General features: G+C 53.7%; 22 protein-coding genes. 21 read left to right on the plus strand and 1 reads right to left on the minus strand.

Features of this window, described 5'->3' with window-relative positions; translation table 11 throughout:
• The first annotated feature begins 3 nt into the window (after positions 1-3).
• From fabG to GM298_RS15615, 17 genes are all read left to right on the plus strand, one after another.
• Positions 4-738 carry a 3-oxoacyl-ACP reductase FabG gene (gene fabG / locus GM298_RS15535; RefSeq protein WP_025758135.1) on the plus strand — a complete coding sequence of 245 codons (735 nt, stop codon included), beginning with the start codon at positions 4-6 and terminating at the stop codon, positions 736-738.
• A gap of 153 nt (positions 739-891) precedes the next feature.
• The gene (gene acpP / locus GM298_RS15540) at positions 892-1128 is read left to right on the plus strand and encodes an acyl carrier protein (RefSeq protein ID WP_003857954.1); all 237 of its coding nucleotides are present in this window, start codon (positions 892-894) and stop codon (positions 1126-1128) included.
• A gap of 91 nt (positions 1129-1219) precedes the next feature.
• On the plus strand, positions 1220-2461 hold the full coding sequence (fabF, locus tag GM298_RS15545; RefSeq protein WP_052685737.1) for a beta-ketoacyl-ACP synthase II: 1242 nt from the start codon (positions 1220-1222) through the stop codon (positions 2459-2461).
• Between the two features lie 119 nt (positions 2462-2580).
• Positions 2581-3390, plus strand: a complete 810-nt coding sequence (gene pabC, locus GM298_RS15550; RefSeq protein ID WP_266154450.1) for an aminodeoxychorismate lyase — start codon at positions 2581-2583, stop codon at positions 3388-3390.
• A 2-nt stretch (positions 3391-3392) separates the two neighbouring features.
• Positions 3393-4415 (plus strand): cell division protein YceG, encoded by a 1023-nt coding sequence (gene yceG, locus GM298_RS15555; RefSeq protein WP_045284993.1) that lies wholly within the window; start codon positions 3393-3395, stop codon positions 4413-4415.
• Positions 4405-5046, plus strand: a complete 642-nt coding sequence (tmk, locus tag GM298_RS15560) for a dTMP kinase (protein ID WP_266154451.1) — start codon at positions 4405-4407, stop codon at positions 5044-5046. Before yceG ends, tmk begins: the two co-directional genes overlap by 11 nt.
• Entirely contained in the window at positions 5043-6047 is a 1005-nt protein-coding gene (gene holB / locus GM298_RS15565; protein ID WP_266154452.1) for a DNA polymerase III subunit delta', read from the plus strand. The genes tmk and holB overlap by 4 nt, the downstream gene beginning before the upstream one ends.
• A 10-nt stretch (positions 6048-6057) precedes the next feature.
• Positions 6058-6852, plus strand: coding sequence for a metal-dependent hydrolase (locus GM298_RS15570; protein ID WP_266154454.1), 795 nt, complete (start codon positions 6058-6060; stop codon positions 6850-6852).
• Positions 6853-7149: 297 nt separating this feature from the next.
• Positions 7150-8583: a PTS glucose transporter subunit IIBC gene (gene ptsG, locus GM298_RS15575; protein ID WP_014831454.1), complete on the plus strand. Its 1434-nt coding sequence runs from the start codon at positions 7150-7152 to the stop codon at positions 8581-8583.
• A 246-nt stretch (positions 8584-8829) separates the two neighbouring features.
• Positions 8830-9189 carry a purine nucleoside phosphoramidase gene (gene hinT, locus GM298_RS15580; protein WP_006809243.1) on the plus strand — a complete coding sequence of 120 codons (360 nt, stop codon included), beginning with the start codon at positions 8830-8832 and terminating at the stop codon, positions 9187-9189.
• Position 9190: 1 nt separating this feature from the next.
• On the plus strand, positions 9191-9565 hold the full coding sequence (locus GM298_RS15585) for a YcfL family protein (protein ID WP_025758145.1): 375 nt from the start codon (positions 9191-9193) through the stop codon (positions 9563-9565).
• A gap of 10 nt (positions 9566-9575) precedes the next feature.
• Positions 9576-10223 carry a penicillin-binding protein activator LpoB gene (gene lpoB / locus GM298_RS15590; RefSeq protein ID WP_025758146.1) on the plus strand — a complete coding sequence of 216 codons (648 nt, stop codon included), beginning with the start codon at positions 9576-9578 and terminating at the stop codon, positions 10221-10223.
• A complete protein-coding gene (thiK, locus tag GM298_RS15595; RefSeq protein ID WP_266154456.1) occupies positions 10204-11028 on the plus strand; it encodes a thiamine kinase in 825 nt (274 codons plus the stop codon). Before lpoB ends, thiK begins: the two co-directional genes overlap by 20 nt.
• 11 nt (positions 11029-11039) lie before the next feature.
• Positions 11040-12065, plus strand: a complete 1026-nt coding sequence (nagZ, locus tag GM298_RS15600; RefSeq protein WP_095449564.1) for a beta-N-acetylhexosaminidase — start codon at positions 11040-11042, stop codon at positions 12063-12065.
• Between the two features lie 34 nt (positions 12066-12099).
• Positions 12100-12642, plus strand: a complete 543-nt coding sequence (gene ycfP / locus GM298_RS15605; protein WP_008500781.1) for an alpha/beta hydrolase YcfP — start codon at positions 12100-12102, stop codon at positions 12640-12642.
• A 237-nt stretch (positions 12643-12879) separates the two neighbouring features.
• The gene (locus tag GM298_RS15610) at positions 12880-14184 is read left to right on the plus strand and encodes an NAD(P)/FAD-dependent oxidoreductase (protein WP_025758149.1); all 1305 of its coding nucleotides are present in this window, start codon (positions 12880-12882) and stop codon (positions 14182-14184) included.
• Between the two features lie 193 nt (positions 14185-14377).
• On the plus strand, positions 14378-14917 hold the full coding sequence (locus GM298_RS15615) for a glycine zipper 2TM domain-containing protein (RefSeq protein WP_025758150.1): 540 nt from the start codon (positions 14378-14380) through the stop codon (positions 14915-14917).
• Between the two features lie 62 nt (positions 14918-14979).
• On the opposite strand, the gene comR is transcribed toward GM298_RS15615, so the two are convergent.
• Complete coding sequence (gene comR / locus GM298_RS15620; RefSeq protein WP_025758151.1) at positions 14980-15615, minus strand: TetR family copper-responsive transcriptional repressor ComR; 636 nt, start codon at positions 15613-15615, stop codon at positions 14980-14982.
• Between the two features lie 244 nt (positions 15616-15859).
• On the opposite strand from comR, the gene bhsA reads away from it, so the two are divergent.
• From bhsA to GM298_RS15640, 4 genes are all read left to right on the plus strand, one after another.
• On the plus strand, positions 15860-16117 hold the full coding sequence (gene bhsA, locus GM298_RS15625; protein WP_025758152.1) for a multiple stress resistance protein BhsA: 258 nt from the start codon (positions 15860-15862) through the stop codon (positions 16115-16117).
• Between the two features lie 157 nt (positions 16118-16274).
• Positions 16275-16583 (plus strand): hypothetical protein, encoded by a 309-nt coding sequence (locus tag GM298_RS15630; protein WP_262747472.1) that lies wholly within the window; start codon positions 16275-16277, stop codon positions 16581-16583.
• A 198-nt stretch (positions 16584-16781) separates the two neighbouring features.
• Positions 16782-19292 carry a type VI secretion system Vgr family protein gene (locus tag GM298_RS15635; protein ID WP_266154459.1) on the plus strand — a complete coding sequence of 837 codons (2511 nt, stop codon included), beginning with the start codon at positions 16782-16784 and terminating at the stop codon, positions 19290-19292.
• The gene (locus GM298_RS15640; RefSeq protein ID WP_266154460.1) at positions 19292-21433 is read left to right on the plus strand and encodes an effector protein Tle3 domain-containing protein; all 2142 of its coding nucleotides are present in this window, start codon (positions 19292-19294) and stop codon (positions 21431-21433) included. Before GM298_RS15635 ends, GM298_RS15640 begins: the two co-directional genes overlap by 1 nt.
• The last annotated feature ends 1 nt before the right edge of the window (position 21434 follow it).

The raw sequence follows: 21434 nt of genomic DNA on the forward strand, positions 1-21434 counted from the left end.
ACCATGAGTTTTGAAGGAAAAATCGCCCTGGTGACTGGGGCTAGCCGCGGTATCGGGCGTGCGATTGCTGAAACACTGGTTGCGCGCGGCGCGAAGGTGATTGGTACAGCAACCAGCGAGAATGGTGCGAAGAGTATCAGCGAATATCTGGGTGCGAACGGTAAAGGTCTGGTACTGAATGTGACCGAGCCTGCATCTATCGAATCTGTTCTGGAAAATATTCGCGCAGAGTTTGGCGAAGTGGATATTCTGGTAAACAATGCCGGGATCACCCGTGATAACCTGTTAATGCGAATGAAAGACGACGAGTGGAACGATATCATCGAAACCAACCTGTCATCTGTATTCCGTCTGTCAAAAGCGGTAATGCGCGCTATGATGAAAAAGCGTCATGGTCGTATTATCACTGTCGGTTCTGTGGTTGGTACCATGGGAAATGCTGGTCAGGCTAACTACGCTGCGGCGAAAGCAGGTCTGATTGGTTTCAGTAAGTCGCTGGCGCGTGAAGTCGCGTCCCGCGGTATTACTGTAAACGTTGTTGCTCCGGGCTTTATTGAAACGGACATGACGCGTGCGCTGACTGATGAGCAGCGTGCGGGTACGCTGGCAGCTGTTCCTGCGGGCCGCTTAGGCGACCCGAAAGAAATTGCCAGTGCGGTTGCATTTTTAGCCTCTGACGAAGCGGGTTACATCACTGGTGAGACCCTCCACGTCAACGGCGGGATGTATATGGTTTAACCACGATAAAAAAATTTGCGTTATTTGGGTAAAAGGCCTCAAAATAACGTAAAATCGTGGTACGAACTGCCGGGATTTAGTTGCAAATTTTTCAACATTTTATACACTACGAAAACCATCGCGAAAGCGAGTTTTGATAGGAAATTTAAGAGTATGAGCACTATCGAAGAACGCGTTAAGAAAATTATCGGCGAACAGCTGGGCGTTAAGCAGGAAGAAGTTGTGAACTCCGCTTCCTTCGTTGAAGACCTGGGCGCAGATTCTCTTGACACCGTTGAGCTGGTAATGGCTCTGGAAGAAGAGTTTGATACTGAGATTCCGGACGAAGAAGCTGAGAAGATCACCACCGTTCAGGCTGCCATTGATTACATCAACGGTCACCAGGCGTAAGTGAACATCTCCAGGCGGTCATTCGACCGCCTGAGTTTTATCTTTTTTAGTCCCACGAATCTCTTTTTTTATCCCTCCCTGGAGGACAAACGTGTCTAAGCGTCGTGTAGTTGTGACCGGACTTGGCATGTTGTCTCCTGTCGGCAATACCGTAGAGTCCACCTGGAAAGCTCTCCTTGCCGGTCAGAGCGGCATCAGCCTAATCGACCATTTCGATACTAGCGCCTATGCAACGAAATTTGCTGGCTTAGTAAAGGATTTTAACTGTGAAGAGATCATCTCGCGCAAAGAACAGCGCAAGATGGATGCCTTCATTCAATATGGAATTGTCGCTGGCGTTCAGGCCATGCAGGATTCTGGCCTTGAGATTACGGAAGAGAACGCAACCCGTATCGGCGCCGCTATCGGCTCCGGGATTGGCGGTCTTGGCCTGATTGAGGAAAACCATACATCTCTGATGAATGGCGGACCGCGTAAAATCAGCCCGTTCTTCGTTCCGTCCACGATTGTTAATATGGTGGCGGGTCACCTGACCATCATGTTCGGCCTGCGTGGGCCAAGCATCTCTATTGCGACCGCATGTACGTCTGGCGTGCATAACATCGGCCAGGCCGCGCGCATTATTGCGTACGGCGATGCAGATGCTATGGTGGCGGGCGGCGCTGAAAAAGCCAGTACCCCGCTCGGCGTGGGTGGCTTCGGTGCCGCGCGTGCGCTGTCTACCCGCAACGATAATCCTCAGGCGGCAAGCCGTCCGTGGGATAAAGACCGTGACGGTTTCGTGCTGGGCGACGGTGCAGGTATGCTCGTGCTGGAAGAGTACGAACACGCGAAAAAACGTGGTGCGAAAATTTATGCTGAAGTCGTTGGCTTTGGTATGAGTAGCGACGCTTACCATATGACGTCTCCTCCGGAGAACGGCGCGGGTGCTGCGCTGGCGATGGAAAACGCAATCCGTGATGCGGGTATTACTCCAGCTCAGATTGGCTACGTTAACGCGCACGGGACGTCAACACCAGCAGGTGATAAAGCAGAAGCGCAGGCGGTTAAGTCTATCTTCGGCGAGTCTGCCAGCCGCGTACTGGTGAGTTCTACCAAATCCATGACCGGTCACCTGTTGGGTGCGGCGGGTGCAGTAGAATCTATCTACTCTATCCTTGCGCTGCGCGATCAGGCTGTTCCGCCAACCATCAACCTGGATAACCCGGATGAAGGTTGCGACCTGGACTTCGTTCCTCATGAAGCGCGCCAGGTTAGTGGTATGGAGTACACCCTGTGTAACTCCTTTGGCTTCGGCGGTACGAATGGTTCTCTGATCTTCAAAAAGATCTGATCCAGACTCTCGATAGCCCTAAAAAAGGTCCGCTTGCCGGACCTTTTTTATTAAGGCTAATCTTCTTGTCGGCTGCATAACATCCTGCCAGACTAAACGCCCACGCATAAGGAGCCACCATGTTTTTAATCAATGGCCTTGAGCAGGACACGCTGCCTGCCAGCGACAGGGCGACGCAGTTTGGTGATGGTTGCTTTACCACGGCGCGCATTGCCGATGGTGACGTATGCCTGCTTGATGCCCACCTTCGTCGTCTGCAAACGGCCTGCGAAACGTTACTGATCCCCTTTACGCAGTGGGATACATTGTGTCAGGAAATGTGCCAGCTGGCATCCGGGAAGCAGAGCGGCGTACTTAAAGTTATCATCAGCCGTGGCAGTGGTGGCCGGGGGTACAGTGCCGCGTCGTGCCTTAACCCAACGCGTATCCTCTCCACGTCTGCTTATCCCGTGCATTACGCTCGCTGGCGAGAAGAGGGCGTCACCCTGACGTTGAGTCCCCTGCGGCTGGGACGAAACGCCATGCTCGCCGGCATTAAGCATCTCAATCGCCTGGAGCAGGTGTTGATTCGTACTCATCTTGAGCAGACGGACGCCGATGAGGCGCTGGTTCTTGACAGCGAAGGCGTCATTACGGAATGCTGTGCGGCTAATTTATTCTGGCGGCAGGGGAATGATGTTTTCACGCCGTCACTGGAACAGGCGGGGGTGAACGGTATTATGCGTCAGTTTTGTTTGCAGCAGCTGGCACACTCCGGCTTTCGCGTTGTCGAAGTGAGCGCAGGCGAAGCAGCGCTACAGACCGCAGATGAAGTCATCATATGTAATGCGCTGATGCCTGTTGTACCGGTCCGTGCGTATGGCCAACACCGCTGGGTCTCGCGCGAGCTGTTTCAGTTTCTAGCCCCGATATGTGAGCAAACCAGATAGTCATGAAAAAAATGTTGCGCTTTGTCCTTCTCCTGATCGTTGCGCTGGGTATCGCTGGCGGAGCAGGCGTGTGGAAAGTTCGCCAGCTGGCGAACAGTAAAATCCTGATTAAAGACGAGACAATCTTCACCCTGAAAGCGGGGACGGGCCGCCAGGCGCTTGGGGAACAGCTCTATAGCGACAAGATTATCAATCGTCCGCGCGTTTTCCAGTGGCTATTACGCGTGGAGCCTGACCTGTCTCATTTCAAAGCCGGTACCTATCGCTTCACGCCGGGAATGACCGTCAGGGAGATGATGCAGTTGCTGGAAAGCGGTAAAGAAGCGCAGTTCCCCCTGCGGTTTGTGGAGGGGATGCGCCTGAGCGATTACCTCAAACAACTGCGCGACGCGCCGTATATCAAACACACGTTAAAAGACGATCGCTATCAGACGGTGGCCGAGGCGCTGAAATTAGAGCATCCGGAATGGGTGGAAGGCTGGTTCTGGCCAGACACCTGGATGTATACCGCCGGTACAACCGACGTGGCGATTCTGAAGCGGGCGCATAAAAAAATGGTCGCAGCGGTCGATGCCGCCTGGGAAGGGCGAATGGAAGGGCTGCCTTACAACGATCGGAACCAGTTTGTAACGATGGCGTCAATCATTGAAAAGGAGACGGCCGTCGCCGCTGAGCGGGATCGGGTGGCGTCTGTCTTTATCAACCGTCTGCGTATCGGCATGCGTCTGCAAACCGACCCTACCGTTATCTACGGCATGGGTGAGAGTTATACCGGCAAAATTTCCAGAAAAGATCTCGAGACACCCACGGCGTATAATACGTATGTGATTAGTGGTTTACCGCCTGGCCCGATTGCCACGCCGAGCGAGGCGTCGCTCAGGGCAGCCGCGCACCCGGCTAAAACACCGTATCTCTATTTTGTGGCGGATGGAAAAGGGGGGCACACCTTTAACACCAACCTTGCCAGTCATAATCGTTCCGTCCAGGACTATCTGAAGGCACTTAAGGAAAAAAATGCGCAGTAAATACATTGTCATTGAGGGACTCGAAGGGGCAGGTAAAACCACTGCCCGCAACGTGGTGGTGGATACGCTCAAGACGCTTGGCGTGACGGACATGGTATTTACCCGTGAGCCGGGTGGTACGCTGCTGGCCGAGAAGCTGCGCAGCCTGGTACTGGACATTAAATCCGTTGGCGACGAAGTTATCACTGACAAAGCGGAAGTGCTGATGTTCTACGCGGCGCGCGTACAGCTGGTTGAGACGGTGATTAAGCCCGCGCTGGCCGAGGGTAAGTGGGTTATTGGCGATCGCCACGATCTGTCTACTCAGGCGTATCAGGGCGGGGGACGCGGTATTGACCAGACAATGCTGGCAACGCTGCGTAATGCCGTATTGGGTGATTTTCGCCCCGACCTGACCCTCTATCTGGACGTTACGCCGGAAGTGGGGCTCAAACGCGCGCGCGCGCGCGGCGAGCTGGACCGCATTGAACAAGAGTCCTTTGATTTCTTTAACCGCACCCGTGCACGCTATCTTGAGCTGGCGGAACAGGACAGCGCTATTCGTACCATCGATGCGACGCAGTCGCTGGATGACGTCACGCGCGATATTCAGCAGACCGTTACACAGTGGGTACAGGAGCAGCAGGCATGAAATGGTATCCATGGTTGCGTCCGCACTTTGAACAGCTGATCGGCAGCTATCAGGCGGGGCGGGGGCATCATGCGTTACTGATTCAGGCATTGCCAGGGATGGGGGATGAGGCGCTAATTTATGCCATCACCCGTTTTCTGATGTGTCAGCAGCCGGAAGGGCACAAAAGCTGCGGCAAGTGCCGTGGATGTCAGCTGATGCAGGCGGGCACACATCCTGACTACTACACGCTTGAGCCTGAGAAGGGCAAGAGCGCACTGGGTATTGATGCCGTGCGTGAAGTCAGTGAAAAATTGTACGAACACGCGCGTCTGGGCGGCGCTAAAGTCGTCTGGCTTAAAGACGCCACCCAGCTGACCGAGGCGGCGGCTAATGCGCTGCTTAAGACCCTTGAAGAGCCGCCGGAAAAAACATGGTTTTTCCTCTCGTGCCGCGATCCGGGACGATTGCTGGCGACGTTGCGCAGCCGCTGCCGTCTTCATCACCTCGCGGTGCCTCAGGAATCATGGGCGCTGAGCTGGCTGGAGCGAGAAGTGACAACGTCACCTGAAAGTGCGCTGTCCGCCTTGCGCCTGAGCAGCGGAGCTCCGGCGGCGGCACTGGCCATACTGCAGCCGGACGTCTGGTCACAGCGCGAAGCGCTCTGCCGGGCCGTCGAGTCTTCGCTTCACAGCGGTGACTGGCTAAGCGTATTGCCGGTGCTCAACAGCGACCAGGCCGCCGAGCGTCTGCACTGGCTGGCTGCCTTACTGCTGGATGCGCTAAAAATCCAGCAAGGGGCAACGCTGCTGACCAACCCGGATGCATGGACACTGGTGAATACGCTGGCGAACCGCCTCTCTGGTGCGGTTCTTCACGCGATGCTCCATGACATTTGTCAGAGTCGTGAACAGCTTTTAACCGTTACTGGGCTTAATCGCGAGCTTTTACTGACCGACCAGTTACTGCGCATTGAACATTACCTGCAACCCGGCGTCACACCGCCTGTTTCCCATCTCTGAGAGAGACATTATGTTTTTAGTCGACTCACACTGCCATCTTGATGGCCTGGATTATCAATCCCTGCATAAAAACGTGGATGACGTGCTGGCGAAAGCCGCGGCCCGCGATGTGAAATTTTGCCTTGCGGTGGCGACGACGCTGCCGGGTTATCGCACGATGCGCGAGCTGGTAGGCGTTCGCGATAACGTGGTGTTTTCCTGCGGCGCTCATCCGTTGAATCAGGATGAGGCGTATGACGTCGAGGATCTGCGCCGACTGGCCGCGGAAGAGGGCGTGGTGGCGATGGGTGAGACCGGGCTGGACTATTTTTACACGCCGGAAACGAAACCGCGCCAGCAGGAGTCTTTCCGCCATCATATCCGCATCGGCCGCGAGCTTAACAAACCGGTTATTGTGCATACCCGCGATGCGCGTGCCGATACGCTGGCGATCCTGCGGGAAGAAAACGTGACGGATTGCGGGGGCGTACTACACTGTTTCACAGAAGACAGAGAAACGGCGGGTAAACTGCTTGATTTGGGGTTTTATATTTCGTTTTCCGGGATCGTCACGTTCCGTAACGCTGAGCAACTTCGTGATGCTGCGCGTTATGTTCCGCTCGATCGCATTCTGGTGGAAACAGACTCTCCTTATCTGGCACCGGTACCGCATCGCGGTAAAGAGAACCAACCGGCGATGACGAGAGATGTTGCGGAGTACATGGCCGTGCTTAAAGGTGTCAGTATTGAAGAGCTGGCTCGCGTCACCACGGAAAACTTCTCTACGCTGTTCCATATCGACCCCGCCCGCCTGCAATCTGTCTGATACACCTGTTTTTTTTAGGCTCGTAATTAATAAATAAAACGAGTAAAGTTCACCGCCTCATTTGGGGCGGTGAGGGTGTTTTTAGACACATCCGGACATGCTTTTTGTAAATAACTGAAAGTTTTTCGACCGCCTTAAGCTGAAACGTGATAGCCGTCAAACAAACTCAGAGGGAATTATTTTACTCTGTGTAATAAATAAAGGGCGCTTAGATGTCCTGTCCACGGCACGGTACTCCCCCCGGGCCAATGCGTGAAAGCGTAAAAAAAGCACAAATACTCAGGAGCACTCTCAATTATGTTTAAGAATGCATTTGCTAACCTGCAAAAGGTCGGTAAATCGCTGATGCTGCCAGTATCCGTACTGCCTATCGCAGGTATCCTGCTGGGTGTCGGTTCTGCTAACTTCAGCTGGCTGCCAGCCGTAGTTTCCCACGTGATGGCCGAAGCAGGCGGTTCTGTCTTTGCTAACATGCCACTGATCTTCGCGATCGGTGTGGCTCTGGGCTTCACCAATAACGACGGCGTATCTGCGCTGGCTGCAGTGGTGGCTTACGGCATCATGGTGAAAACCATGGCTGTGGTTGCGCCGCTGGTTCTGCATTTACCGGCAGAAGAGATTGCCGCGAAACACCTGGCGGACACCGGTGTTCTGGGCGGTATCATCTCCGGTGCGATTGCAGCGTATATGTTTAACCGCTTCTATCGCATCAAGCTGCCTGAGTATCTGGGCTTCTTCGCGGGCAAGCGTTTCGTTCCGATCATTTCTGGTCTGGCAGCGATTTTCACTGGCGTGATCCTGTCCTTCATCTGGCCACCAATCGGTTCCGCTATCCAGACCTTCTCTCAGTGGGCTGCTTACCAGAACCCGGTTGTGGCGTTTGGTATCTACGGCTTCATCGAGCGTTGCCTGGTGCCATTCGGTCTGCACCACATCTGGAACGTTCCATTCCAGATGCAGATTGGTGAATTCACCAATGCCGCAGGCCAGGTGTTCCACGGCGATATCCCACGTTACATGGCGGGCGACCCAACTGCAGGTAAACTGTCTGGTGGCTTCCTGTTCAAAATGTACGGCCTGCCAGCAGCGGCAATCGCTATCTGGCACTCTGCTAAACCAGAGAACCGTGCAAAAGTGGGCGGTATCATGATCTCCGCAGCGCTGACCTCGTTCCTGACCGGTATCACCGAGCCGATCGAGTTCTCCTTCATGTTCGTTGCGCCGATCCTGTACGTGATTCACGCGATTCTGGCAGGTCTGGCATTCCCAATCTGTATCCTGCTGGGTATGCGTGACGGTACGTCCTTCTCTCACGGTCTGATCGACTTCATCGTTCTGTCCGGTAACAGCAGCAAACTGTGGCTGTTCCCAATCGTGGGTGCGTGCTACGCCGTTGTGTACTACACCATCTTCCGCGTGCTGATCAAAGCACTGGACCTGAAAACCCCAGGCCGTGAAGATGCGACAGAAGACAGCAAAGCGGGTGCAACCAGCGAAATGGCTCCGGCACTGGTTGCCGCGTTCGGCGGTAAAGAGAACATCACTAACCTGGACGCGTGCATCACTCGTCTGCGTGTGAGCGTGGCCGACGTCGCGAAAGTAGACCAACCGGGTCTGAAAAAACTGGGCGCAGCCGGTGTGGTTGTTGCAGGTTCCGGTGTACAGGCAATCTTCGGTACCAAATCCGATAACCTGAAAACCGAAATGGATGAGTACATCCGCAACAGCTAAGTTGTGACCTGGGGAGACTAAGGCAGCCGAATGGCTGCCTTTTTTATTTCTGTCTTAAAAAAACGCACCCGCATGCTTTAACGGTCACTCTTCGTTCAGCTGATGAACATTCAGGAAAGAAATCGGGGGAGGAGGTTGAAAGGACAGGAGAAACTCGCTCATACTCTTGAATTGTGTCACGCACTCAATCAGAGCGTGTGTTAACAGCGATTGCTCGCGCCAGATTAAACAAAAAAGGAAAAGGTCATGGCTGAAGAAACGATTTTCAGTAAAATTATCCGTCGCGAAATTCCGTCGGATATCGTCTATCAGGATGAACTGGTGACGGCTTTCCGGGACATTTCCCCTCAGGCACCGACGCACATCCTTATCATTCCTAATATTCTGATTCCGACCGTAAACGACGTAAAAACCGAGCACGAAGTGGCGTTAGGTCGTATGCTGACGGTGGCCGCGAAAATCGCTGAACAGGAAGGCATTGCTGAAGACGGTTATCGACTGATCATGAACTGCAACCGTCATGGCGGCCAGGAAGTTTATCATATTCATATGCATCTGCTGGGTGGACGTCCTCTGGGGCCGATGCTGGCACATAAAGGTCTTTGACATGTTTAAAGGGCGTATTGCAGCGCTGATAATGACGATGACGATCGTGGGGTGCAGTTCGCGCCCGGCGATCCCCGTGAATGATGAGCAGACGCTGGTGATGGAATCCTCTGTGCTTGCTGCGGGCATTACCGCGCAACAACCCGCGCTGACCATCAGTGAAATCAACTCGTCTGCCTCCTCTACGCTCTTTAATGAAAGACATGAACCAGTAACGGTTCACTACCGTTTTTTCTGGTATGACGCAAGAGGTCTTGAAATGCACCCGCTGGAGGCGGCGCGCAGCGTTACCCTTCCGGCAAGGTCGTCGGTAACGCTCTATGGCAGCGCCAACTATCTGGGTGCGCATAAAGTGAGACTTTATCTTTATCTCTGAGGGGTGAACCTTGATTAAAAATGTGAGCCGTTATGCGCTCGTGACCGCTTTTGCCCTGTTCCTGGCAGGGTGTGTGACCCGTACTGAACAGCCGGCGCCTGTGGAAGAGGCTAAACCGGGCACGGAACAGCCAACGCAGCCAACGCAGCCGCAGCCAACCGTGCCGTCTGTACCGTCTATTCCGGCGCAGCCGGGGCCAATTGAACATCCTGACCAGACGTCGCAGCCCACGCCGCGCGTGCGCCATTACGACTGGAACGGGGCAATGCAGCCGATGGTGGGCAAAATGCTGCAGGCACAGGGTGTGACCGCAGGTAGCGTGTTGCTGGTCGATAGCGTGAACAACCGTACCAACGGTTCTCTGAACGCGGGCGAAGCGACGGAAACCCTGCGCAATGCGCTGGCAAACAACGGTAAGTTTACGCTGGTTTCCGCCCAGCAGCTCGCGGTAGCCAAACAGCAGCTTGGCCTGTCGCCACAGGACAGCCTCGGCACACGTAGCAAGGCGATCGGTATTGCCCGTAACGTGGGCGCACAGTATGTGCTGTACTCTAACGCCACCGGCAACGTGAACACGCCAGCCCTGCAGATGCAGCTGATGCTGGTTCAGACAGGCGAAATCATCTGGTCAGGTAAAGGTGCGGTTACGCAACAATGACAGCACGCGTGACGAGATCCTGACACGCTATTTTCCGCAGTATCGCCTTATCGCGCCGCAGGCCCACTCCGGGCTTGGCGGCGCGAGTTGCATTATTGCGCAGGGTGAGCAACGCCTGGTCCTGCGGCAAAATCACGATCCTTTCGCGCCTGCCTCCCATTTTCGTCGTCAGTTTCGTGCCCTGAGACGTCTTCCGTCAGATCTGGTACCCGCTCCCCGTTTTTTCAGACAGGGATGGATGGCCGTTGAGTATCTGGAAGGCGAGGTTAAAAGCGCGCTGCCGGACACGCCGCAGCTTGCGGCGATGCTGTATCATTTGCACCGGCAACCCCGTCTGGGATGGCGAATCACGTTATTTCCCTTGCTCGAACATTACTGGCAGCAAGCCCTGCCGGAGAGACGCAGCCCGGCGTGGCTGGCACAGCTCAAACGGCTGCGTAAAACGGGCGAGCCACAGCCGATTCGGCTCTCGCCGTTGCACATGGATGTTCATCCCGGAAATATTGTGCATACACCGGCGGGGATCCGGCTGATCGACTGGGAATATGCCGGAGATGGCGATGTGGCGCTGGAGCTGGCGGCGGTCTGGACGGAAAGCGACGCCGCGCGGCAGGCGCTCATCAGGGACTACGCCAGGCTGGCACAGATTGACGTCGACGCGCTGAAGCGTCAGGTCAGACGCTGGCGACCCTGGGTCGTCATATTAATGGCCGGCTGGTTTGAAATGCGCTACCAGCAGTCCAGAGACAAACATTTTATTGCGCTGGCAGACAATGCCTGGCGTCAGTTACAAACTAAAGGATAAGAGAGGTGGATGTGGGTCCAGTCATGTTGGATGTAGAAGGGTTTGAGCTGGATGCGGAGGAGCGTGAAATTCTGGCGCATCCGCTGGTGGGGGGCCTGATCCTGTTTACCCGCAACTATCACGATCCGGCTCAGTTGCGTGAGCTGGTGCGTCAGATCCGCGCCGCATCGCGCAACCATCTGGTGGTGGCCGTGGATCAGGAAGGCGGACGCGTGCAGCGTTTTCGCGAAGGATTTACCCGTCTGCCGGCGGCCCAGTCTTTTGCCGCACTGCTCGGTACGGAAGAGGGCGGGAAACTGGCGCAGGAGGCCGGCTGGCTGATGGCCAGCGAGATGATTGCCATGGATATCGACATCAGTTTTGCCCCGGTACTGGACGTGGGGCATATCAGCGCCGCCATTGGCGAGCGTTCATACCATGAAGATCCGCGTGTTGCGCTGGCAATGGCAACCCGCTTCATCGACGGCATGCACGCTGCAGGGATGAAAACCACCGGGAAACACTTCCCGGGGCATGGGGCGGTAACGGCGGATTCCCACAAAGAGACCCCGCGCGATCCGCGCCCGGAAGCGGAAATTCGCGCCAAAGACATGTCGGTGTTCCGCTCGCTTATCACCGATAACAAGCTGGACGCCATCATGCCGGCGCATGTGATTTACAGCGACGTAGATCCGCGTCCTGCCAGCGGCTCTCCGCACTGGCTGAAAACCGTTTTGCGCCAGGAGCTGGGCTTCAATGGTGTGATCTTCTCTGACGATTTATCGATGGAAGGGGCGGCGATCATGGGCAGCTATGCTGAACGCGGTCAGGCCTCGCTGGATGCAGGTTGCGATATGATCCTGGTCTGCAATAATCGTAAAGGTGCGGTTAGCGTGCTGGATAACCTGTCGCCGATCAATGCAGAGCGTGTTACACAATTGTATCATAAAGGTTCATTTAGCCGTCAGGAGCTGATGGATTCGGCGCGCTGGAAGACGGTCAACGCCCGGCTTGAAGACCTGAACGAGCGCTGGCAGGCACATAAAGCCAGCCTGTAAACCCTCCCGGAAGGCGTAGCATGGTGAGAAGACGATGATCATCTATTTACACGGTTTTGACTCAAACAGTCCTGGTAATCATGAGAAGGTGCTGCAGCTGCAGTTTATCGATCCGGATGTACGGTTGATCAGCTACAGCACGCGCCATCCGAAGCATGATATGCAGCATCTGCTTAAAGAAGTGGACAAGATGCTGCAGCTTAACGTCGACGATCGTCCGTTGATCTGTGGCGTAGGGCTGGGCGGCTACTGGGCAGAGCGGATTGGCTTCCTGTGCGACATCCGCCAGGTGGTATTTAATCCTAACCTTTTCCCGAACGAGAACATGGAAGGCAAGATTGACCGCCCGGAAGAGTATGTCGATATTGCGACCAAGTGCGTCAGCAATTTTCGGGAGAAAAACCGTGACCGCTGCCTGGTGATCCTGTCGCGTAACGATGAGGCACTCAACAGCCACCGGGCTGCAGAACTGCTGCATCATTACTATGAGATCGTCTGGGACGAAGAACAGACCCACAAGTTTAAGAACATCTCTCCGCACCTGCAGCGTATCAAAGCGTTTAAAACGCTGGGTTAAGCCCTGTCAGCAGATCCAGAAGCCCGGATGCGAAAGCGTACCGGGCTTTCTTTTTGACCAGAATTGTCTACTTTTAAGCCATCAAAACTTGATGCATATCAATTTTGGTATGACCAATGCGCCTGACGTGTTATTCTCAATTCACCTGAATGGTTTCAGTGCTGTAACCTGTTGTTAATTAAGGGTTATTTTTATAACTTTTAATTAACAATTGGTTAATAATTTGAGGGGGTCACGTTGACTACGCCATTGAAAAAGATAGTGATTGTAGGCGGTGGTGCTGGCGGGCTGGAGCTGGCGACACAGCTGGGCAAGAAACTGGGTCGCGGTAAAAAAGCCAAAATTACGCTGGTGGATCGTAACCACAGTCACCTGTGGAAACCGTTGCTGCACGAAGTGGCGACCGGCTCTCTGGATGAGGGTGTGGACGCACTGAGCTATCTGGCACACGCGCGCAACCATCACTTCCAGTTCCAGCTGGGATCGGTGGTGGACATCAACCGTGAAAGCAAAACCATTACTCTGGCAGAACTGCGCGATGAAAAAGGGGAGCTGCTGGTCCCGGAGCGCAAGCTGGCGTATGACACGCTGGTTATGGCGCTGGGCAGTACCTCTAACGATTTCAACACGCCTGGCGTGAAAGAGCACTGTATCTTCCTTGATAACCCGCACCAGGCGCGTCGTTTCCATCAGGAAATGCTGAACCTGTTCCTGAAGTACACCAGTAATCTGGGGGCGAACGGCAAGGTGAATATCGCCATTGTCGGCGGCGGTGCGACGGGCGTTGAGCTGTCTGCTGAGCTGCACAATGCGGTGAAGCAGCTGCACAGCTACGGCTATAAAGGGTTAACCAACGAAGCGCTGAACGTGACGCTGGTTGAAGCGGGTGAACGCATTCTGCCTGCGCTGCCACCGCGTATTTCCGGCGCGGCGCACAATGAACTGACCAAACTGGGCGTGCGGGTGCTGACACAGACCATGGTGACCAGCGCTGACGAAGGCGGTCTGCACACCAAAGACGGCGAGTACATCAAAGCGGATCTGATGGTCTGGGCGGCAGGTATCAAAGCCCCTGACTTCATGAAAGATATTGGTGGCCTGGAAACGAACCGCATTAACCAGCTGGTGACGGAGCCAACGCTGCAAACCACCCGCGACCCTGACATCTTTGCTATTGGCGACTGCGCTTCCTGCGCGCGTCCTGAAGGTGGCTTCGTGCCGCCGCGTGCTCAGGCCGCTCACCAGATGGCAAGCCTGGTGCTGCACAACATCCTGGCGCAGACCAAAGGTAAGCCAATGAAAGCGTATGTCTATAAAGACCACGGTTCGCTGGTATCGCTGTCCAACTTCTCAACCGTCGGCAGCCTGATGGGTAACCTGATGCGTGGCTCGATGATGGTAGAAGGGCGCATTGCCCGCTTCGTTTATATCTCCCTGTACCGTATGCACCAGATTGCGCTGCACGGCTACTTCAAAACCGGACTGATGATGCTGGTGGGCCGCATCAACCGCGTGATCCGTCCGCGTCTCAAGCTGCACTAATCTTTCACTCCCTCCGGGCTCTCCGGAGGGAGTTTTTAGCATTTCATGCTGCAGATCACAGTTTGAGTGCTTAAGAGTTCTCCTAAATCGACGCTCCCCCCTCGTAATGCCGCTTTTTTGATCCTTTATCTGATTGGCGAGGTCGTGCCTCCATTGCAAAATTGTTACCAATAGCAACAAAGGAGGAAGTCCCGTGAATAAATCAATGTTGGCGGGTATAGGGATTGGTGTTGCGGCTGCGTTAGGTGTGGCTGCCGTTGCCAGTCTCAACGTATTAGATCGCGGCCCGCAGTATGCTCAGGTGGTTTCTGCTACGCCGATTAAAGAAACCGTGAAAACCCCTCGTCAGGAGTGCCGTAACGTCTCGGTAACTCACCGTCGTCCGGTACAGGATGAAAACCGTATTGCCGGTTCTGTTCTGGGAGCGGTAGCGGGTGGCGTGATTGGTCACCAGTTTGGCGGTGGTCGGGGCAGGGATGTGGCGACCGTGGTCGGCGCGCTGGGTGGTGGCTATGCCGGTAACCAGGTGCAGGGCGCGATGCAGGATAACGATACCTACACCACCACTCAGCAGCGCTGCAAAACCGTCTATGACAAGTCGGAGAAAATGCTGGGTTATGACGTGACGTATAAAATTGGCGATCAGCAGGGCAAAATCCGCATGGATAAAGATCCCGGCACGCAAATCCCACTGGATGGAAATGGCCAGCTGGTTTTGAATAACAAAGTGTAAAAAATAGATGTTCTCTGAATTTAGCTCCTCATGCGCTCAGGCTGAGGAGCTTTTTTTTTGCATCAGAGTTTGAGGAGCTCAGGCCACAGTCGCAGCGTGGTGTCGCTGATAGTCTGCAGTTTTTCCAGCGAGGCCCCTTCACGGGCGCTGATCGACATCCCCTGCAAAATACAGCTCAGGTATTGCGCCAGCACCTGAGGGTTACAGTGCGCCGGGATTTCACCGCGCTGCTGACGCTGAGCCAGAAACGCGCTGAGCGTCTCCTCCTGCATGGCGTGACGCGATTTCACCGTATTGGCGATCTCTTTTGACGACGCCGCAAGGGTGGCAGAGGTGTTAATCATAAAGCAGCCCGCAGGCGTGTCTTTACTGGTAAAACAGGTTGCGACGGCGGTGAAGTAATCCCGCAGAGCCTGTTCAACGCTTTTTTCTTCACAAAAAAGCTGGGCTTCGTGCTTGGCCGCAAAGCGCGAAATGTACCTGTCCAGCACAGCCCTGAACAGCCCCTCTTTATTGGTAAATTCAGCATACAGCGTCGGCGCTTTGGCTCCGGTGGCTTCCACCAGATCGGAAAGCGAGGTCGCTTCATACCCATGTTGCCAGAAGAGAGTCATGGCCTTATCAAGCGCTGCATCCCTGTCAAACACTTTTGGTCGGCCACGGCTTTTCTTCGCACAACTCGTGACATCGGTTGTCATGTGCCGTTGGTCCTCTGTTGGTTTGTTGAATAACTATTATAAAAATAAACGCAAGCCACCACCAGCGCTGAATGCTTAAAAATAAATTAATCATATGCGTATGAAAATTAACGATTTTAAAAATAACTTAACGCTCATTATAAAATTATGTTGACGCGTGAGCTGGATCACATTTATGATTTACCTATCGATCGTTAACTAAATGGATAACGACCTCCAAATTCATCTGCAAAAGGTAAAGATCATGAAAAACGTAAAAACTCTCATCGCTGCCGCTGTTCTGAGCTCACTCTCTTTCGCCAGCTTTGCTGCTGTAGAAGTGCAATCCACCCCTGCCGATCAGCATAAAGTCGGGACTATCTCAGCATCTGCCGGGACTAACCTGGGTTCTCTGGAAGATCAGCTGGCGCAAAAAGCGGAAGAAATGGGTGCGAAATCTTTCCGTATCACCTCTGTGACCGGTCCTAACACTCTGCACGGCACAGCTGTTATCTACAAATAAGCTGGGCATAAACCCTCATTTATGCCACTGCAATAAAAAACGCCCTGCACATGTGCAGTAATGCCGATCGTTTAAGAACACTTCAACGATCCTGCCAGTAGGAGATAATCCGGGTTCAGCCCCTCTGAACCCGGATTTTTTTTCGTCTCAATACGATATGGACTTCGTTGTGGATGCTTTCCCGTCCGAACTGAATACCTTTTCCCGCTCGCTGCCGCTTCCTGCGAACCCGGAATACCGGGACGGATTTTATCCTCACAGACTGGTGGCAGATAAAATCCCGCTTACGGAAACTGCCGTATATTCTTATCAGGCGGCGAACCGGTTTACTATTTATTGCTGTTCGCCAGGGAAGACCGGTTTATATCAGGAAAAAGGGCCGAATAACCCTTCAGCGGCGGTTCCTGAATATCTGAGGATGCGTTCACAGGTAAAACGCATCGTCCATATAGTTGTTACCGTCTGAATTGTTATATACGGGGCGGGTATTATTCCTGGTCTTTTTTTATTTATGGTGTGAATATTTTTGTTTTATTTATCTTTAAACTGAATGATATTTATTTTGTAACATTCTGTGATGTGTTACGGAATGGAATTTTATTCAATGGTCTGTGGGCGTATTGTTTTTTAATAAACAGTCATTCTTTATCAGGGATATTTGACGATGACAGGACCGTCAGGCATTGTTCAGCAACAGGATACCTTAAACCGTTATTTACTGTATTTTCCCCGGAGCAAATCTGTTTTACCGGATGTTCACTCTTTTACCGGGGAAGAAAAACTCAGTAAGCCCTATCGTTACACCATCCGCTTTACCAGCCCGGCATCAAACATTGCAGTCAATGATGTCCTCAATCAGAGGGCGGAATTTATTCTGCGTGCCCCGAATCCGAAAGCTGGCTGGCACAATCAGGAGCCCTGGCTGCCGGTGCGCCAGATTAACGGAGTGATCACGTCGTTTGCCCGTCTGAAGTCATCCGCCGATGAAGCCCTTTATGAGTGTGTGCTGGAGCATGATCTGGCGCTGCTGGACCGGAATTACCGCTCGGCCGTATACATGAATGTAACCGTACCCGAGCTCGTCACTCAGCTGATGAAGGAGAGCAGGCAGTTTGAAGGCTACAACATTGATTTTGACCAGCTGAGTCGCAGCTATCCCCGAAGGGAAATGGTCATTCAGTGGAAGGAAACCGATCTCCAGTTTATCCGCCGTCTGCTGGCCGAGGCAGGGATCTGGTTCCGCTTTGAAAACCACGACAAGGTACAGGGGGAAACGGTGGTCATCTTTGGTGACGGTGGCCGCCGCTATGTATTCAGCGATAAGAAGCTGCCGTACGTTCGCCATTCCGGCATGACCAGCCATGAAGAATACATTACAGAGCTCGAAGAACAATACGACCTCATTCCCGAAAACGTGCTGGTGCGTACGTATAACTACCGCAATCCATCTTCGCCACAGGCGGATAAAACCATTTTCGATAATGATATTCCCGACGGGATAACCCGCGGCAAACAGTATCACTATGCCGATCATTATCTGGAGGACGGCGATTTTTACGGTGAAGAGGCGGAAACAGCCTCGTTCTGCGCACGCCTGCGCTATGAGCGCCTGCTGAACAAACAGAGTGTGCTGGGAGGGACAACCAGTGACCCGGCACTGTTGCCGGGTGTGATGTTCCACCCGACAGGGGATATTCCTGACGGGTTTAAACACGGTTTTCTTGTCACCACAATGACGCTTTCCGGCAGTCGCGCACAGCACTACCGCGCCATCCTGAAGGGGATCCCTTATCTGAACAGCTACAGCTATCGTCCGGAATATCTGCCGCGACCGGTGATTGCCGGTACGGTACCCGGTCGCGTGGCGGCCATCAATCGGGATCACACTTATGCCGGAGTCGATGCCCGGGGCCGATACCGCGTGAAGTTTGATTTTGACCTCGACGAGAAACGTGACGGTTTTGAAAGTGCGCTGATGCGTCTGGGCAGACCGTACGGCGGGGGTGTGTTTGGTTTTCATTTCCCGCTGCTGGACGGCACAGAAGTGGCTGTAGCCTTTGAAGGCGGCGATCCGGACCGGCCTTTTATTGCGCATGTCATGCATGACGGCAAACACCCTGATCTGGTTACAAACCGCAACGACACCCGCAACGTGATCCGCACTGCTGCTTCAAACAAAATCCGCCTGGAGGACCGCCGCGGTCAGGAGCATATCAAGATTTCCACGGAGTACGGCAAGGGGCAGGTCAGCGTCGGGCACCTGGTCGATGCCACGGGGAAAAAGCGCGGTGAAGGTGTTGAAGCACGTACCGATGACTGGATGGCGCTGCGTGCCGCCAAAGGGGTGCTCATTACCACAGAGGCCCAGCCACGCGCGCTGGGCCAGCAGCTGGATATGACGGCCGCCATTGCGCAGCTGGAAAAAGCATTGTCGCTGGCGATGACACTGCAACAAAGCGCACTGACAGCCGGGGCCAGTAATGTGGAAACCGATCAGCAAAGTCAACTGAACCAGACACTGACTAACCTTACCGGCGCAGGCCTGCTGACCTATGCCGACAAAGGTCAGGCGCACGTGACGCCGGACAGTCTGCAACTGTCTGCCGGGAAAGATGTGATTGTTACGGCGGGCCAGGATACCAGCGTAAACGTGGTGAAAAAGTTCTCGCTGGCCGTGGGGGAAAAACTCTCGATGTTTGTACGCAAGCTCGGTATTCAGATGGTTGCCGGGGCCGGGGATATCACGACGCAGGCCCAGCGCGGTGCCCTGCATATGCTCTCGCAGAATGATTTCACGATGGCGAGTACCGACGGGCAGCTGAACGGCAGCGCCAGACAGGGCATACAGCTGGTCTGTGGCGGTGGCGGAATACGCGTCAGTCCGGACGGGCTGGTCACCATCTTCTCGCCGACGGGAATCGAACTGAAAGGACCCAGTCTGAAGTATGACGGCCCGGAAAGCGCTCAGGTCACGGTCCCGCCGTTCAATCAGGGCGCATTTAAACTCCGCTACCAGCTGCACGCCGGAGACGACCCTGAGCAAATTCTCGCGAACCAAAAATTCCGGCTGACCAGTTCGGCCGGGAAAGTGCTTGAAGGCGTGACGGACAGCAACGGCCATTCAGCGTTACTCGATGCCGATGACCTGGATACCTATAAAATGGAGTTACTGTAATGACGGAAGCCAGACAAAGCCCGTATGCCCCACGGGTCATATCAGAAGGGGATATCCCGGTACACAAAGATTTGGGGGAAGTGGCTCAGACCCGTCGCGTTGGCGTGCCGCGTCCGATGCCGGGGATCGTGATTCTGGTCCACGGGGTGAATGACGTGGGTGAGGCGTACCAGAATCAGGAGAAGGGCATTCTTGCGGGCCTGAGTAAGCGTCTTAATCGTCAGGATTTTTACGCGCATGAGTGGGGGGAGTACAGAATCACCCATCCGGGACGATCGCCCGTTATCCCGTTTTACTGGGGGTACAAGCCGGTCACTCATGCAGATTACGTTGCAGACCAGAAGCGGTACCGGGAAGAGGTTTACAAGCTGGGAGACAATGCGCACCTGCCGTTTGATGCTTATCAGGAGAATGACGAGAAGAAAAAAGCAGCACTGGGTAACGACGGCAAAGGTGCGTTTAAATACCAGAACGACAACTTCAAAAACGCCCTCGATACAAATTTTGCCAAAGGTGGCGGGACGTTCGCCAACGCAACAACCAACATTCCCGATATGCTGGGGCCTGGAGCCGGAGGTATTGGCGTGGCAGCGGCGGGATTTGCATCACTGTATATGAACGACGGGGATTACACTCACCCCATTTATGAAAACCCGCACCGAATCTATCAGTTTTTTGCCGCGCAACGACTGGCGGATCTGATTCTGCAAATAAGAACGGAACCACAGACCACGAAGGATGTTATTAACGTGGTAGCGCACAGCCAGGGCACCATTATCACTATGCTGGCAAATATGCTGGTGAAGCAGGCGGGATATGACCCGGTTAACTGCGTGATACTGAACCATTCCCCTTATTCACTGGAGTCCCGCGTGGCTGAAAATATTCAGCCCGGATACCAACAGACGGATGCTGCCAGGCAGAAGACATTCAAAAATTTCTGTAGCCTGATGCATACGCAGTGGAAAGGGGGAGGGATATTAGACGAGGATGAATTACTGGCCCTTGAAGCCTCCTGTACGCTGCGCAAACCTTCTGATAATCCGTTGCGGGCTGATGATCGCTATGGACGTAACAATAACGGTAAAGTGTATAACTACTTCTGTCCAAATGATGGCGTTGTATCGCTGGAAAATGTACAGGGATTTGGCTGGCGTGGGATCCCTCAGAAAATTGCAGATGCCATTCCTAACCTGTTCCAGCGGGTTTTTTATCAGCACGGCGAAGTAGGAAAAGCACCTGACACTAAACCCTTTGAGTTGCCACAACGAAAAAAGGGGGATGCAAAATATGCGTTTCTCCCGAATGCCAGTTACCGCGCCCATGACGTAGTGGTAAACGGTGAAGAATTGCCGGAACCCTTTATTTTCAAACTACAGGGTCAGGATAACCATCCGGATAATGACCCTAAAACGAGTGACAAGCCGTATACGTATTATATCGACCCGGATAGCCCGGATGCCTGCATATCCTATTCAGCTAAAGCCAGTGCCATTAAGCGCACGGATTCTGCGATGTATATGCTTAACAGTTATCAGCGTATTAGCTGGAAGCCTGGACATGTTTTAACACCAGATGAGCTGAATGTGGAAAGCCATGACCGGGGGCATACCGTTATTCACGGAGAAGTTACGGGTTCTAAAGATTATCCTGTGCTGTCCATTACCTGGATGAAAACCCGTGAAGAACTTGAAAAAGAATGGAAAAAAGCTGACCCGGTAAGCTACAGCCAGCATTCGTCAATTGTTATGAGCGAGTTCGCGCCATCGCATGCGATGGCATTCGACCTTGCAATTGGTCAGTGTAAGTCGTTTGACTACAAAGCCGGTAAATTCTGGGAAAGCCTGTTGCATCGTGCCGACTGGCGTGATCCGCAGAATGGCTTCCCGGCCGCAAAAAAATATTACCAATCAGGCCAGTTACCAATATCACCAACAAAAGATTTTATGAATAAACCGGAGGATGTGCTGCCGAAGGGCGATTTTGGTGTGGAAAATGATTATGCCGGTGTTCGGCCTCGCTCGCGTAATCTGATGGATATTGAGACGGGAAATGTCAGGCCTGGAGATTTCCAGGAAATAAAGCTGCTGCAATGGGAAATGCCGAAGCCTAAAAGCGACAGCCAGTTGGCTAAAGGATAAG

It is taken from the genome of Enterobacter sp. HSTU-ASh6, from assembly GCF_026319105.1.
GTDB lineage: Bacteria > Pseudomonadota > Gammaproteobacteria > Enterobacterales > Enterobacteriaceae > Enterobacter > Enterobacter sichuanensis.

What these genes read in the sequence shown, in the direction of transcription:
- GM298_RS15570 (WP_266154454.1), top strand. Translation starts at nt 6,058, where the DNA reads ATGTTTTTAGTCGACTCACACTGCCATCTTGATGGCCTGGATTATCAA.
- GM298_RS15585 (WP_025758145.1), top strand. Translation starts at nt 9,191, where the DNA reads ATGTTTAAAGGGCGTATTGCAGCGCTGATAATGACGATGACGATCGTG.
- GM298_RS15635 (WP_266154459.1), top strand. Translation starts at nt 16,782, where the DNA reads ATGACAGGACCGTCAGGCATTGTTCAGCAACAGGATACCTTAAACCGT.
- bhsA (WP_025758152.1), top strand. Translation starts at nt 15,860, where the DNA reads ATGAAAAACGTAAAAACTCTCATCGCTGCCGCTGTTCTGAGCTCACTC.
- GM298_RS15630 (WP_262747472.1), top strand. Translation starts at nt 16,275, where the DNA reads ATGGACTTCGTTGTGGATGCTTTCCCGTCCGAACTGAATACCTTTTCC.
- fabG (WP_025758135.1), top strand. Translation starts at nt 4, where the DNA reads ATGAGTTTTGAAGGAAAAATCGCCCTGGTGACTGGGGCTAGCCGCGGT.
- yceG (WP_045284993.1), top strand. Translation starts at nt 3,393, where the DNA reads ATGAAAAAAATGTTGCGCTTTGTCCTTCTCCTGATCGTTGCGCTGGGT.
- ptsG (WP_014831454.1), top strand. Translation starts at nt 7,150, where the DNA reads ATGTTTAAGAATGCATTTGCTAACCTGCAAAAGGTCGGTAAATCGCTG.
- ycfP (WP_008500781.1), top strand. Translation starts at nt 12,100, where the DNA reads ATGATCATCTATTTACACGGTTTTGACTCAAACAGTCCTGGTAATCAT.
- holB (WP_266154452.1), top strand. Translation starts at nt 5,043, where the DNA reads ATGAAATGGTATCCATGGTTGCGTCCGCACTTTGAACAGCTGATCGGC.
- acpP (WP_003857954.1), top strand. Translation starts at nt 892, where the DNA reads ATGAGCACTATCGAAGAACGCGTTAAGAAAATTATCGGCGAACAGCTG.
- comR (WP_025758151.1), bottom strand. Translation starts at nt 15,615, where the DNA reads ATGACAACCGATGTCACGAGTTGTGCGAAGAAAAGCCGTGGCCGACCA.
- hinT (WP_006809243.1), top strand. Translation starts at nt 8,830, where the DNA reads ATGGCTGAAGAAACGATTTTCAGTAAAATTATCCGTCGCGAAATTCCG.
- pabC (WP_266154450.1), top strand. Translation starts at nt 2,581, where the DNA reads ATGTTTTTAATCAATGGCCTTGAGCAGGACACGCTGCCTGCCAGCGAC.
- GM298_RS15640 (WP_266154460.1), top strand. Translation starts at nt 19,292, where the DNA reads ATGACGGAAGCCAGACAAAGCCCGTATGCCCCACGGGTCATATCAGAA.
- tmk (WP_266154451.1), top strand. Translation starts at nt 4,405, where the DNA reads ATGCGCAGTAAATACATTGTCATTGAGGGACTCGAAGGGGCAGGTAAA.